This is a genomic window from Acuticoccus yangtzensis, assembly GCF_001927245.1.
Classification (GTDB): Bacteria; Pseudomonadota; Alphaproteobacteria; order Rhizobiales; family Amorphaceae; genus Acuticoccus; species Acuticoccus yangtzensis.
Window position 1 is genome coordinate 182382 of the sequence record NZ_MJUX01000006.1, and the last position, 14095, is coordinate 196476.

Below are 14095 nucleotides of genomic sequence, written 5' to 3' on the forward strand. Positions count from 1 at the left end.
TCAATGGACGGTTCGGCTGAATTGCCCGCTGCCGTCTGTGAGCTCGGAGTTAGAGACCCAAGGACACGCTACTGTGTCACTTTTATGAAAATTGAGTGACACCGCAGTCCATTGAAAAGACACGAAAAACCGCCCTTGCCCCGGAAAAGCCTTCAGCTTCGTCCGGCGCGTGTGTCAACGTCCGCCGCCCTCATCGGCGCCGCAATGGCCGCCTCTTGCACCAATTTCGGCTTAATTTAGAGGCGGCGATATCGACACCGCCGCCCGGCGCGCGTCACGCCTCCTCCGTCACCAGCGGGAGACGCACCGTGAAGGTCGACCCGGTCCCGATCGTGCTGCGCACCGTGAGCCTGCCGCGGTGGCGGTTGACGATGTGCTTGACGATCGCGAGGCCGAGCCCCGTGCCGCGCCGCGCCCGCGATTCCTCGATGTCGACACGGTAGAAGCGTTCCGTGAGCCGCGGGACGTGCTCGGGCGGTATCCCCTTGCCGAAGTCCTGGACCGCGAGCGCGACGACCGGGCCAGACATCGTCTCGTCCCGCCGCGCGCTGACGAGGATGCGCCCGCCGTCGCCGCCATATTTCACGGCGTTCTCGATGAGGTTGTTCATCACCTGCAACAGCTCGTCCGGATCGCCGTGGACAGGAAGCGTCTCGTCGGCCAGTGCCAGCTCGAGGCGGACGTCCGCCTCGTCGGCCACGTTGCGGGACATTTCGACGGCCGAGCGCACCGTCTCGGCGCAGTCGACGACATCGGTCGGGTGGACGTGGGCGCGCAGCTCGATGCGCGACAGCGACAGCAGCGAGTCCGTCAGCCGCTTCATGCGGTCCGCCTGCTCGCGCATCAGACCGAGGAACTGGTCGCGCGTCTTGGCGTCCTCGCGGGCGGGGCCCTGCAGCGTCTCGATCATGCCGGTCAGCGAGGCGAGCGGGGTGCGAAGCTCGTGGCTGGCGTTCGCCACGAAGTCCTCGCGCATGCGCTCCAGCCGCTGCTGGTCGGACAGGTCGTGAATGTAGACCACCATCGCCGGGAAGGGCTCGGCGAAGGGCGGGCTCAGGGTGAGCGGGGAGACCGTCGCCTCGTACCAGCGGCGGGTCGGCACCTTCTCGGACCAGCGCGCGCGCTCCGGCCGGCCGGTGGCGCGCACCTTGTCGATCGCGCGAACCAGTTCGGGGACGCGCCGGGCGAAGGCCATCGGGCTGCCGATGCGCACGGCGCCCATCTGCTCGCGCGCGGCACGGTTGAACCACACCACCGTCGCCTCTTGCGAGATGACGACGCATGCATCGGGCGACGTGTCGAGCAGTTGCTGAGCGTCGACGCTAAGGGGCGATTGCGCGGCGGCGGGCGCACCGCCTGCGGGTCCGGCGGCCGGATCGGGCTCGGCCACACCCTCACGCACTGCGGCCACCGCGCTTTGTGGCCGCAGGACGAGCAGAGCCCCAGCGGCAGCAGCGAGGAGCGGAACAAACTCGTAGACCATTGTAAACACGGTTAAAGCACCTGCTGCGGCGATGGCGGCGCCCTGCCCTTCGGCCGGTCTCATGGCCCATGCGCGCCCCTCGTCTCATCTATTGGCCACCCTCTCACGTAAGGTTCATTTGAGGGACCGCCACCCGAATCTAGTGTGTCCAACGATTGCGAAGACAGTATGAAAGGTTCGGCATGCCGACGTTCATCAAACCCCGATGGGCCATCCCGGAGCGCGACGCAACACCGGAGTCGGTGTTTCGCTCGCGCCGGGCGCTGATCAAATCCGCCGGGCTGGGCGCCATCGGCCTCGCCGCCGCGGGCCCCGCCAAGGCCGGTATTTTCGACCGGTTCCTGGGCGCCGACGAGCCGAAGCCGGACGACGAGGTCGATCCCACCGCCGACCTCTACCCCGTCTCGCGCAACCCGGCCTTCGCGGTCGACCGGCCGCTGACGGACAAGGGCCTCGCCACCACCTACAACAACTTCTACGAGTTCGGCTCCCACAAGCGCATCTTCAACGCCGCGCAGGCGCTGCCGATCCGCCCCTGGACCGTCACCATCGACGGTATGGTCGAGGCCGAACAGACGATCGACATCGACAGCCTCATCCGCTCCATGCCGCTGGAAGAGCGCATCTACCGCCACCGCTGCGTGGAGGCGTGGTCGATGGTGGTGCCGTGGACCGGCTTTCCGATGGCCGAGCTTCTGAAGCGCGCACGGCCGCTGTCCGGCGCGCGTTATGTCCGCATGAAGACCTTCCTCGACCCGGAGGTGGCCAGCGGGCAGCGCCAGAGCTGGTATCCGTGGCCCTATGTGGAGGGGCTGACCATCGAGGAGGCGGCCAACCCGCTGACCTTCCTCGTCACCGGCATCTACGGTGCGCCGGTCGAGGAGCAGAACGGTGCCCCGCTGCGCCTGGCGCTGCCGTGGAAGTACGGCTTCAAATCCATCAAGTCGCTGGTGCGCTTCACCTTCACCGACCAGCGACCCGTCTCCTTCTGGGAGGAGCTGGGGCCGACCGAATACGGCTTCTTCGCCAACGTGAACCCGGAGGTGCCGCACCCGCGCTGGAGCCAGGCGACCGAGGAGCCGCTCGGCAGCTCGGAGCGTATCCCGACACTCCTCTACAACGGCTATGCCGAGGAGGTCGCGGGCCTTTATGCCGGCATGGAGGGCGAGCGCATCTACTACTGATCCGCCCGCGCACCGCCCTCGCCCCGGCGCCGGACAGCCCCCGTCAGGCGCCGAAGCCGCCGGTGGCGAGGTAGGCCGCTTCCGCCGCCGTCGTCTCGCGTCCCAACACCTCGTTGCGGTGCGGAAAGCGCCCGAAGCGCCGCACCGCGTCGGCATGCACCAGCGCGAAATAATAGGCGTTCTGGTCGCCGCTCCGGCGGTAGATGTCGAGGCCCTCGTCCTGTGCGGCCATGTCCTCGGCGTGCTGGAAGGGCAGGTAGAAGAAGTTGCGCATCGGCCAGGGCTGCGTGACGTCGAAGCCTTGGCGAACGGCATGGCGCGCCAGGGTGAGCGCCTTCGCGTCGGTGGCGAACTGGCGCGCCTCGCCGCGGAACACGTTGCGCGGGATCTGGTCCAGCAGGATGAGAAGGGCGAGCGTACCCGCCGCCGTCTCCGCCCAGTGGTCGAACGCGCCGCCGCACGCCTCCTCCCAGGCCGCCGCATAGTGGCCGCAGGCGGCGTCGAAATGGTCGCTCTTGTCGAACCACTTGGCCGGCCCCGCCTCGATCCAGAAGGCGAGGAGGGCCAGCGCCTCCGCCGGTTCGCCGCGCGTCGTCTCAAAGCTCATCGTCTCGTCTCGCATTCAGTGTTCCGCCGCGGGCGCCGGGGCGTGCCGCCCGCCGGCCCGACCCTACACCCGGAGCGGCGCCGCGGCTGCGCGGCGAACCCGCGCGCGCCGCCAAAGGCACATCCGGCGGTGGCCCGCGTCGCGCCCTGATCGCGCCAAACCCATCCAGCTCCATGACGCACTGCCTCGGCATGGGTCCGGCATATGGCGGCGCCAACGGCCTCACCTTGCGCCAAATCGCCTTAATGCGCAGGGACCGGCCCCACTCGCCTGCGCCGCGGCCGGGCCCCCTCGCCCGCGACAGCGCCCCGGCTTCCGGGCTCTGCGGCCGTGTGAGCCCCGCGACCATGGTCCGGCCCATTATCCAGATTTCAACAAAGCCCTTTGTTTCAGACAAAAAGCGTGGAACGCTGAACTTGGCCAAAATCTGCGCAAGCCGATCCGGCGAGCAGACGCGGCCCACAGCATCGATCGACCTCGACCGACAGGGACCGGCGCATGAACCACAGCACCTCGACACACGCCCCCGGTGCGGCGACGTCAGGCGACGAACTCGTCGCCTCCGTCGACACAGGGGCGCGCAACCCCCTCGGCTGGCAAGCCTGGCTGATCCCGGGCATCGCGATGGTCTGGTCGCTGTTTCAGCTCTACGTGATCCAACCGCAGTTCTGGCTCGGCAATCTCGTCGGCAACTCGGTCGTCTTCAACAACACCGAAATCCGCGCCATCCACCTCGCCTTCGCACTGGTGCTGGTGGCGATGGCCTTTCCCCTCTTCGCCAAGGCCAAGCTCGACCGGATCCCCTGGTACGACTTCCTCCTCGCCGCCGCGGGCGCTTTCGTCTGCCTCTATCTGGTGCTGAACGCGGACCAGATCGCCCGCCGCTCCGGCCTTCCGACCACCATGGACCTCGCCGTGTCCACCGCGGGGCTTCTGCTGGTCGGCATCGCCGTTTACCGCGCGCTGGGGCTGCCGCTCCTCATCGTCGTGTCGGTCTTCCTCGCCTACGTCTTCTTCGGCTCGTCCGACATCTTCCCCGACGTGATGCGCTGGGCCGGCGCCTCCTACGGCAAGGCCACCTGGCACTTCTGGATGCAGACCGAAGGCGTGTTCGGCGTCGCGCTCGGCGTATCGGCGACGCTCATCTTCCTGTTCGTGCTGTTCGGCGCCATTCTGGAGCGCGCGGGGGCGGGCAACTTCTTCATCCAGATCGCGTTCGGCCTGCTCGGCCACCTGCGCGGCGGGCCGGCCAAGGCCGCGGTCGTGGCGTCGGGCCTCTCCGGCATCTATTCCGGATCGTCCATCGCCAACGTGGTGACGACCGGCACCTTCACCATCCCGCTGATGAAGAAGACCGGATTCCCCGCCGAGAAGGCGGGCGCGGTCGAGGTCGCCTCTTCCACCAACGGCCAGCTCACGCCGCCGGTGATGGGCGCCGCCGCCTTCCTCATCGCCGAGTTCACGGGCACCGCCTACACCGACCTCATCGTCTACGCCTTCCTGCCGGCGATCGTCTCCTACATCGCCCTCCTCTACATCGTTCACCTCGAGGCGCTGAAGCTCGGCCTGCAGGGCCTTCCCGCCCACGCCGACACCAAGGCGAAGTCCCGCGCGCGCAAGATGGGCGGCTTCCTCGTCGGCTTCCTCATCCTCGCAGTTCTGGGCCTCGCCGTGCACTTCGGCCTCGGCTTCCTGCGGCAGATGTTCCCCGGCGGCGGCATGCTGGCGGCGATGTGCATCTTCCTCGCCTTCTACATCCTGTGTCTCATCATCGCCGCCGGCCGGCCCGACCTGAAGGTCGACGATCCCGACGCGCCGCTTCACGAGATGCCGCGCGCCGGTCAGGTCGCGCTGACGGGCCTGCACTTCGTCCTGCCGATCATCATCCTTCTCTATCTCGTCATGGTGGAGCGCCTTTCGCCGGGCCTGTCCGCCTTCTGGGCGACGATGGCGATGATCTTCATCGCGCTGACGCAGCACCCCATCAAAGCCCTGTTCCGCGGCGGGCGCGGCCTCGGCTCCGCCACCCTCCAGGGCATCGAGGAGTTCTTCCACGGCATGGTGGGCGGCGCGCGCAACATGATCCCGATCGCCGTGGCGACGGGCGCTGCGGGCATCATCGTCGGCACCATCTCTCTCACCGGCGCGCACCAGGTGGTCGGCGCCCTCATCGAGTCGCTGGCCGGCGGATCGCTGATGGCCATGCTCATCCTCGTCGCGGTGATGAGCCTGGTGCTCGGCATGGGGCTGCCGACGACGGCGAACTATATCGTCGTCTCCTCGCTGATGGCGCCGGTCATCCTGTCGCTCGCCGCGTCCGAGGGGCTGATCATCCCGGCCGTCGCCGCCCACCTCTTCGTGTTCTATTTCGGCATCCTGGCCGACGACACACCGCCCGTGGGCCTTGCCGCCTATGCCGCTGCGGGCATATCAGGCGGCGACCCGATCAAGACCGGTTTCCAGGGCTTCGGCTACGACATCCGCACCGCGCTGCTGCCCTTCCTCTTCATCTTCAACACCGAGCTTTTGTTGATGCATGTGGAGTTCGTCGACGGGCAGCCGGTGGCGACCTTCGTCGACTTCTTCACCGGGCTGAAAGCCTTCCTCATCGCCACGGTGGCGATGCTGGTCTTCGCCGCGGCGACGCAGCGTTACTTCTTCGCCAAGTCGAACATCTTCGAGACGGTGATGCTGCTGGCCGCCGCGCTGCTGCTCTTCCGTCCCGGCGCCGCGCTCGACATGGTGCAGCCGCCCTTCATCGCCCAGCCGGGTTCGGCGGTCTACCAGGTCGCCGAAAGCGTCGAGCCGGGGACGACCATCCGCCTCGAGCTGACCGGGACGGACTTCAACAACATCGACAAGCGCAACTCCATCTTCATCGTCGTGCGCACGAACGAGGGCGCGACGGGCCAGGACCGCCTTGCCGATATCGGCCTCGACTTCCTGGAGGACGGCGACCAGATCACCGTGGAGGAGCCCTTCCCTGCGACCCCGTTCGCCTATCTCAGCCAGGACTTCGACTTCTATGCCGACGAGCCGGTGGTCCTCTCCACCGTTCAGACCCGTGCGGAGCGGATGCCGAAGGAAATCTTCTACATCCCCGCCTTCCTGCTCATCGCCTTCGTCATCCTGATGCAGCGCCGCAGGCAGACGGTGCCGGCCTTCTGACGCGACTTGGTACGCGGCAGGGTCCGCCGAGATCGAGAAAGCCGGCCTTCGGGCCGGCTTTTTTCGTGGCTGGCACCACGCCGAAAGGTGAATTTGCTGTAAGCCATAGAGTTGCCATATTCGGCTTCTAGAGGGCTCGCCAGCGCCGAAGGATCGTTTGGATTCCGGTGCTACGGCTCAGTTCATGCGGAAGAAGAACGCCGGCGTTCGCGCCGGATTAATGCATTGCATCAAGCAGTTAATGGCTTTGTTGCAAAAATTGATCATCCGCATCGGCTGGAATGCCAATGTGTTGCCATATCTGTTTGGTCAAGGACAACCACCAGGCCACCAATTGATGGGTTTGGTCTCTTTCGCTTACCGTCTCTGAAATAAAGTGGCGCCATAGTCATCAGAGGCGCCCGCCAAAGACGGACGAAGGCGGCCGTGCCGCGTGTGGGAACGCGCCCGCCATCCCAAAGTGTGAGACAGTAGAGTTTTCGGATGGACGCCGCGACTTCGAGTGTGATTGCCGCCATTACCTTGGGTCTCACGGGCTGCTTCCTGGCCTGGACCTGGCACACGCAGCGTACGACACCCGCCCTCGTCTGGTGGTGTGCCGCATTCTTTTGTGCGTCCGCCGCGTCGCTGGCGATGTCCCGCGCCCAACTGGGCAGCTTCAGGACGCCCCAGGCCACCTACGCCGACGATCTCCTGTCGATCCTCGCCTACGTGCTGATCTATTACGGGTTCCGCCGGTTCAACTTGCGTCCCCTCGCGGTCGAGCCGCTGGTCCTCGCCATGGTGGCCTACGGCGGCTCCCACATCCTTCTCGATTGGGCCCCCGCGCGGTTTTACGACATCACCATCGCCATCAACCTCGTCATCATCACCGCGACGGTGGTGGAGGTCTGGCGTGCCGAGCAGCGCGACGGAATGTGGCGCAACATCGTGCTGGCGCTCCTTGCCTTCTGCGTCTTCGGCAGCGCGTGCCAGTTCGTCACCGGGGCGGCGGGACAGGCTGGCCCGGTTCATGAGAGCGACGCGGTGCTGATGCTGGTGGCGCTGATGCTGCCGATCGTCCTCAGCGTCGCCTTCGGGTTCAGCCTTCTCGGCATGGTGATGGAGCGTGACACGGCCCGTCTGCGCCTCGCGGCGCTGGCCGATCCTTTGACCGGCGCACTCAACCGGCGCGGGGCCAGCGAGTGGCTTCGGCTCCAGGTGCCGCGGCTGCGCGCCTCGGCCGTGCGCCACCCGATCAGCCTCGCCGTGCTTCTGGTGGACGTCGATCACTTCAAGTCCGTCAACGACACGCACGGTCATGCGGTGGGCGACGCGGCGCTTGTCGCCGTGGCCGAGCGGCTGCGCACCAATGCACGGCCGGACGATGCGGTGGTGCGCCTCGGCGGCGAAGAGTTCGCCGTCCTCATGCCCGCGACCAGCGCGACGGATGCGTTCGAGGCGGGCGAGCGGATCCGCTTCGCCATGGCGGCCGAGCCGCTCAACAGCGGGGTGGCCGATCTCCACCTGACGGTGAGCGTCGGATGTGCGGTCACCGCCGCGATGCCGACCGAGTCCGGGCTGGCTCGCCTTATCGCCGAGGCGGACGGTGCGCTCTATCGCGCCAAACGTTCGGGCAGAAACCGAGTCGCATCGGCATCGGTGCCTATTCTCACGCCAGCTTAACCTGCAAGAATGAATCTCTTCGCCGCGCGCGCAAGAGTTGTTTCATTCTGCGCAAGATCATAAGCGGCGGCGGAAGATCGCAGATTCTTCAATTCTTCTGCGGGATTAACGCGTTAGAAAGGATAGGCTCGGATATCCCCAAGGGCGAAAACAAACTCGTGTGATTTGAAACACACTCGAGGACAAAGCCACCCTTCATATCTGTCAAAGCTTTTCCAGGCGCCAGCGGTGACGCATTCTTGGCCTCATAAGGGCAACCTTGAGGCGAGGGTGTGAAAGCGCTCAGCCGCGCAGGAGGAGCTGGGCCAAACCACGCGGCCCGATGTGTGCGTAGGTCAACGGGGCTGGATGGCGATGACGACTCGACCGTCTCACGGGATTCCGGGCGGGACTGAAAGGGGCGCGCTCCTGGCGACGGTGCTTGGCGCCGCCCTCGTGGCTCTGGTTCTCGACCGTCTGCTCATGGATGCGCCCGGAGCCGTGGCCGACCTCCTGGAATTCGGCCGAAGCTGGTCCGGCGTGACCTTCGCCGCGCTCTGGGGCGTCGGCCTCGGCGCGCTGCCTCTGCTCTATGCGGTTGGCCGCCTGCACCCGCGCCTGTCCCGCGCGCTGCGGCGCCAAGGGGCGACCCCCGTCTCCAACATGCGCGGTTTCTGGGGCCTCTTGTCGGCCTACTGGCTGTCCGAGCGCTGGGTCGAGGCGTGGTCTCTGACCTTCGCCGTCTTCGCCATCACCACCGTCATCTCCAAGAGCAGCGTGTGGGCGGCGACCGCGAGCGCCGACTTCCTCAACTCCATCGTCTCGTTCCACGAGCCCACGAACGGCGCCGATCCGGTCGCCATCCTGATGGCGTCCGTCGCCCTGTTCGCGGCCATCTTCCTCGGCCGTTATGCGCTGATCGGACTGCGTCACTTCGTGTCCGCCACGCTGCACCGCAAGGCGCGCGGGTGGACGCAGGGGCAGTTCTCCGCCGCCCTGCTCGGCCGCAACCACATCGCCATGAACCTGATGTCCAACCGCGACGCAGGGCCGAATGCCGTCGGCCGGATGCCGGACAACGTCGACCAGCGGCTCGACGAGTGCACGAACTCCATGTTCGGCGGCATCATCGGCCTCGCAATGGGCATCTGGGGCTCGGTCACGTCGATCTATTTCGTGTCCTCCGCCATCATCGAGCGGTCGGTCGCGGTGCCGTTTCTTGAACGCTGGTTTGCCGCGATCGGTTCCAAGGCGACGGAACTTTTTGGCCCCGCCGTCGGTTCCGCGCTCACCTTCTCGCCCGGCGACTACGGTTCGGCCCTTCTGGTGGCCCTCCTCATCATCGTCTACGTGCCGCTGGGCACCTTCTGCGCATGGCTTTTGGGCCGCGTCCTGGAGCGTCAGACGCTGGAGCGCCAATCCCGCGACGGCACGTGGCGCGGCGAGCTGAACGAGATGCTGGGCCGCTCCGGCCAGCTCGCGATCAGCCACGGCCAGCGCGTGCAGCAGCGCACCAACGGCAAGCTCTACGGCCACATCGACGACGTGTGGCACCGCATGAACATCACCCAGGCCGGGTTCATGATGTTCACCAACAGCTACAACTTCCTCTCCAAGCGCCTCGTCTCCTACCTGCCGGCGTTGCCGGGCTACCTGTCGGGCGCCCTCTCCTTCCGCGCCTATTCGGCGACGTCGGAGCTGGCGGCCGAGCTGATCGAGGATTGCTCCTGGTTCATCCAGGTAATGCCCGCCATCGCCACGCTGAAGGCCAACGCGGTCCGTCTGACGGAGGTCGCCAACGCCATCGAAATCGCCAGCGACCAGACCGACTTCTACAGCCAGACCGGCGTTCACGCCTTCCGCCATCTGGATCAGGACCCGCGCTTCGGCCTGACCTTGAAGAACGTCGCCCTGCACCACCGCGGCAAGGACACCGCGCCCTTCCTGACCGTGCCGCACATCTCCATCCGCCCCGGTCAGTGGGCCTACGTGCGCGGCCAGAATGGTTGCGGCAAATCCTCGTTGATGAAGGCGATCGCGGGGCTGTGGCCCTACGGCTCGGGCGACATCGTCCACCCGGCCGGAAGCCGCATGTTCTTCGCCGGGCAGGACCCGGACCTGCCCACGCGCCTGACGCTGAAGGAACTGATCTGCTACCCCGACTTCGGGGGCAAGTTCACCGACATTCAGATCGCCGCAGCGCTGGCGGAGGTCGGCCTCGGCAAGTTCATCGGCGACCTGGAGGACGACCTCCACCACGGGAAGCCCTGGAACAGCGTCTTCTCCGGCGGCCAGCGCCAGCGCCTGGTGCTCGCCCGCATCCTCCTGCAAAAGCCCGACGTGCTGCTGCTGGACGAGGCGTGTGCGGCGCTGGACCCGCTCGCCACGCTGGAGTTCCACCGCCTGCTCGCCGAGCACCTGCCGAAGGCGATCGTGATCTCGATCATGCACACGCCCGAGCCTCCCGTGGCGCCCGGCGGCAAGTCCTTCTACGACCGGATTCTCTACATCGAGGATGGTATCGGCGACATCCACGCCCTAGGTCAGGTGGCGAAATCGGTCGACCAGATCGCCGCCGAATAGGGCTGAGCCGTCCCCATGCCGCACTCCGACTTTGTCGCTGCTCTCCTGCAGCGCATGACGCTGGCCGAGAAGATCGGCCAGCTCAACCTCCTCAGCGCCGGCGAGGGGCCGGAGACCGGAAGCCCCGCCACGCGCAACATCGAGGGACGGCTGGCCGCGGGTCAGCTCGGCGGCCTCTTCGGCACCAAGTCCGTCGCCTCGGTGCGCGCCTGGCAGGAGATCGCGCTGAAGGGATCGGCGCACGGCATTCCGCTGTTCTTCGCCGAGGACGTGATCCACGGCCACCGCACGATCTTCCCGCTCCCCATCGCGCTCGGCTGCGCCTTCAATCCGCAGCTCTGGCACGACGTGGCGCGCGTCGCCGCCATCGAGGCGTCGGCGGAGGGCATCAACCACGTCTATGCGCCGATGGTGGACATCGCCCGCGACCCGCGCTGGGGCCGCATCGCCGAGAGCCCCGGTGAGGACCCCTTCCTCGCCGCCCGCTACGCCGAGGCGATGGTCCGCGGCTTCGAGGGTGACGACCCGCGCGCGCCGGACACCGTGGTCTCGTGCCTCAAGCACTTCCTCGCCTATGGCGCGGCCGTCGGCGGGCGCGACTATGACAACGCCTCGCTGTCGCCCGAGGAGGCGATCGGCGTCTATGCCGAACCCTTCCGCGCCGGTGTGGCGGCGGGGGCGGGCTCCGTCATGGGGTCCTTCAACGCGCTGAACAAGCGGCCCATGCACGCCCACCGCGCGCTGATCCGCGGCTGGCTGCGCGGCACCGCCGGCTTCGACGGGCTGATGGTGGCCGACTATACCGGCATCATGGAGCTCGCCGCCCACGGCCTCGGCGACCGGGAGACGGTGGCCGGTCTCGCCCTGCTCGCGGGCATCGACATGGACATGATCGGCGAGGACTACCTGAACCACCTGCCGAAGCTCGCCGAAGAGGGCCTGTCACGCCCCGAATCCGGCATTGACATCCCCGCCGCCGACATCCGCGCGGCGATCGACGAGGCGTGCGGCCGCGTCCTCGCCCTCAAAGAGCGCATCGGCCTGTTCGAGGATCCCTACCGCTATTGCGATGACGAGCGCGCCGCGAGCCTGCCGCTGTCGCCGCCGCACCGGCGCCTTGCCCGCGCCGCCATCGCCGAGAGCGCGGTCCTGCTCAAGAACAACGGCATCCTGCCGCTGGCGCCGGGCGCGCGGGTGGCGATGGTCGGCGCCCAGGCGGACGACCAGACCAACCTCCTCGGCACATGGGCGGTGTCCGGTGACCACCGCCAGGCGGTGACGCTGCTGGAGGGCCTCCACGCCGGCCACACCGGGCCGATCACCTGCGTGAAGGGCGCCGACATCGTCGACGACCGCATCCTCGCCGACCGGCTGAACGTCCACGGCCAAACGGTGTTTCTCGACACCCGCAGCGCGGCGGTGATGCTGGACGAGGCGGTCGACGCCGCGCGCGCCGCCGACGTGACGGTGGCCGTGGTGGGCGAGGCGAAGGAGCATTCGGGCGAGTGCTCCTCGGTGACCGACCTCGGCCTCCCTGCCCCGCAGAAGCGTCTCGTCGAGGCGCTGGCGGCGACCGGCATGCCGCTGGTTCTCGTCGTCAAAGGTGGCCGCCCGCTGGCCCTGGAGCCGGAACTCGCGCTGGCCGACGCGGTGCTCTTCGCGTGGTTCGCGGGCACCGAGGCCGGGCACGGCATCGCCGACATTCTGACCGGCAAGGTCGACCCGTCGGGCCGCCTGTCCGCGGCCTTTCCGGCGCGCACGGGCCAGGTGCCGGTGCATCACCAGGCGGAGGCGACGGGGCGGCCTTATCCCGGCCGCTTCGAGAAGTTCAAGACCGGCTATCTCGACCTTCCCGACACCGTCGCCCCGGCGACGGGCCTCCTCCCCTTCGGCTTCGGCCTCTCATACACCACCTTCGCCTACTCGAAGCCGAGCGTCGACGCGGACCGGCTGAAGGGCGTGGACGCCACAGCCACCGTGCGCGTCACCGTCACCAACACCGGCGCGCGCACGGGCACCGAGGTGGTGCAGCTCTACGTCTCCGATCCGGTGGCGCGGATCACCCGGCCGATGCAGGAGTTGAAGGGGTTCGAGAAGATCACGCTCGCTCCCGGCGAGGCGCGCGAGGTGGCCTTCACCCTCAACCGCCGCGACCTCTCCTACGCGATGGGCGAGACGATGACCTCGGTCGAATGGGTCTGGGACCCCGGCACATTCGTCCTCAAGGTCGGCCCCAACTCGCGCGATCTGCAATCCGCCCAGATCGTCTGGGACGCCTGACCATCGGCGCAGGCGCCGCAACCCGCGCGCCCGTCACGGGGCCGGAGACTTGACCGCGCCCCGGCTCCATGGTTCGCCCTATGGCCTATCTGGAGACATGAATGACTGACGCACGCTTCGACGTTCTCGGCATCGGGAACGCCATCTTCGACATTCTGGGCCACGTGAAGGACGATTCGCTGGAGCGCCTCGGCGTCGCGAAGGGCTCGATGCGGCTCGTCACCGAGGAAGAGGCGCGCGCGGTCGACGCGGAGCTGACGGACTCGGTGCGCGTGTCCGGCGGGTCCGCGGGCAACACGGTGGCGGGTGTGGCCTCGCTCGGCGGTCGCGCGGCGTTCATCGGCAAGGTGGCGGACGACGCCAACGGCGAAGCCTACGTCCACGACATGCGCCATGCGGGCGTCGTCTTCACCACACCGCCGCTGATCGGCGGGGCACCGACGGCGACCTCCACCATCCTGGTGACGCCGGACGGCGAGCGCACGATGAACACCTTCCTCGGCGCAAGCCAGGAGCTGACGGTGGCCGACATCGCCGAAGGGCTGGTGGAGAGCGCCGCCATCACCTTCCTGGAAGGCTACCTGTTCGACCCGCCCGCGGCGATGGACGCCTTCTACCTCGCCGCCAAGCGTGCGTCGGACGCGGGCCGCATCGGCGCCATCACGCTTTCGGACTCCTTCTGCGTCGAGCGTCACCGCGACGACTTCATGAAGATCCTGTCCGGCGGCACCATCGGCCTGTGCTTCGCCAACGCGGCGGAAGTGAAGTCGCTGTTCCAGACCGAGGACGTGGACGCTGCGGCGGCGAAGCTCGGCGAGCTCGTCCCCACCGCGGTGGTGACGATGAGCGAGAAGGGCGCGCGGGTGATCACGAAGGGCGTCGCCGAGGACGTTCCGGCGGAGGCGACCAAGGTGGTCGACCTGACCGGCGCGGGCGACCTCTTCGCGGGCGGCTTCATGCTTGGCTATGCGCGCGGGATGGCTCCGGCGGACTGTGCGCGCATCGGTGCGCTGGCGGCGGCGGAGGTGATCTCCCACTTCGGCGCGCGGCCGCAGACCTCGCTGGCGGATCTCGCCAAGGCGAAGGGCTTCTCGTTCTGAGCCTCGCCCTGCCCGGCCGGCGCGCATCGATCCGCGCCGGGATCGC

General features: G+C 67.7%; 9 protein-coding genes. 7 read left to right on the forward strand and 2 right to left on the reverse strand.

Annotated features, from left to right (window positions below):
* Positions 1 to 274 precede the first annotated feature (274 nt).
* Positions 275 to 1483 (reverse strand): ATP-binding protein, encoded by a 1209-nt coding sequence (locus BIX52_RS15620; protein ID WP_245803217.1) that lies wholly within the window; start codon positions 1481 to 1483, stop codon positions 275 to 277.
* A 182-nt stretch (positions 1484 to 1665) separates the two neighbouring features.
* Between BIX52_RS15620 and msrP the strand changes: the two genes are divergently transcribed.
* Positions 1666 to 2667, forward strand: coding sequence for a protein-methionine-sulfoxide reductase catalytic subunit MsrP (gene msrP / locus BIX52_RS15625; protein ID WP_075222015.1), 1002 nt, complete (start codon positions 1666 to 1668; stop codon positions 2665 to 2667).
* A 43-nt stretch (positions 2668 to 2710) separates the two neighbouring features.
* On the opposite strand, the gene BIX52_RS15630 is transcribed toward msrP, so the two are convergent.
* Positions 2711 to 3289 (reverse strand): DUF924 family protein, encoded by a 579-nt coding sequence (locus tag BIX52_RS15630; protein WP_245803213.1) that lies wholly within the window; start codon positions 3287 to 3289, stop codon positions 2711 to 2713.
* 483 nt (positions 3290 to 3772) lie between these two features.
* Between BIX52_RS15630 and BIX52_RS15635 the strand changes: the two genes are divergently transcribed.
* The 6 genes from BIX52_RS15635 (at position 3773) to BIX52_RS15655 (ending at position 14049) form a co-directional block, all read left to right on the forward strand.
* Positions 3773 to 6442, forward strand: coding sequence for a TRAP transporter permease (locus BIX52_RS15635; RefSeq protein WP_075222016.1), 2670 nt, complete (start codon positions 3773 to 3775; stop codon positions 6440 to 6442).
* A gap of 184 nt (positions 6443 to 6626) precedes the next feature.
* Complete coding sequence (locus BIX52_RS22930; RefSeq protein ID WP_139312780.1) at positions 6627 to 6812, forward strand: hypothetical protein; 186 nt, start codon at positions 6627 to 6629, stop codon at positions 6810 to 6812.
* Positions 6813 to 6925: 113 nt separating this feature from the next.
* Positions 6926 to 8107, forward strand: coding sequence for a GGDEF domain-containing protein (locus BIX52_RS15640; protein WP_075222017.1), 1182 nt, complete (start codon positions 6926 to 6928; stop codon positions 8105 to 8107).
* A 435-nt stretch (positions 8108 to 8542) separates the two neighbouring features.
* Positions 8543 to 10669, forward strand: coding sequence for an ABC transporter ATP-binding protein/permease (locus tag BIX52_RS15645; RefSeq protein ID WP_170126417.1), 2127 nt, complete (start codon positions 8543 to 8545; stop codon positions 10667 to 10669).
* A gap of 15 nt (positions 10670 to 10684) precedes the next feature.
* The gene (gene bglX, locus BIX52_RS15650; RefSeq protein ID WP_075222018.1) at positions 10685 to 12949 is read left to right on the forward strand and encodes a beta-glucosidase BglX; all 2265 of its coding nucleotides are present in this window, start codon (positions 10685 to 10687) and stop codon (positions 12947 to 12949) included.
* 101 nt (positions 12950 to 13050) lie between these two features.
* Positions 13051 to 14049: an adenosine kinase gene (locus BIX52_RS15655; RefSeq protein ID WP_075222019.1), complete on the forward strand. Its 999-nt coding sequence runs from the start codon at positions 13051 to 13053 to the stop codon at positions 14047 to 14049.
* The last annotated feature ends 46 nt before the right edge of the window (positions 14050 to 14095 follow it).

Excerpts from the sequence above, each read along its gene's own strand:
- BIX52_RS15620 (WP_245803217.1), bottom strand. The coding sequence starts at position 1,483 with ATGGTCTACGAGTTTGTTCCGCTCCTCGCTGCTGCCGCTGGGGCTCTG.
- msrP (WP_075222015.1), top strand. The coding sequence starts at position 1,666 with ATGCCGACGTTCATCAAACCCCGATGGGCCATCCCGGAGCGCGACGCA.
- BIX52_RS15630 (WP_245803213.1), bottom strand. The coding sequence starts at position 3,289 with ATGCGAGACGAGACGATGAGCTTTGAGACGACGCGCGGCGAACCGGCG.
- BIX52_RS15635 (WP_075222016.1), top strand. The coding sequence starts at position 3,773 with ATGAACCACAGCACCTCGACACACGCCCCCGGTGCGGCGACGTCAGGC.
- BIX52_RS22930 (WP_139312780.1), top strand. The coding sequence starts at position 6,627 with ATGCGGAAGAAGAACGCCGGCGTTCGCGCCGGATTAATGCATTGCATC.
- BIX52_RS15640 (WP_075222017.1), top strand. The coding sequence starts at position 6,926 with ATGGACGCCGCGACTTCGAGTGTGATTGCCGCCATTACCTTGGGTCTC.
- bglX (WP_075222018.1), top strand. The coding sequence starts at position 10,685 with ATGCCGCACTCCGACTTTGTCGCTGCTCTCCTGCAGCGCATGACGCTG.
- BIX52_RS15655 (WP_075222019.1), top strand. The coding sequence starts at position 13,051 with ATGACTGACGCACGCTTCGACGTTCTCGGCATCGGGAACGCCATCTTC.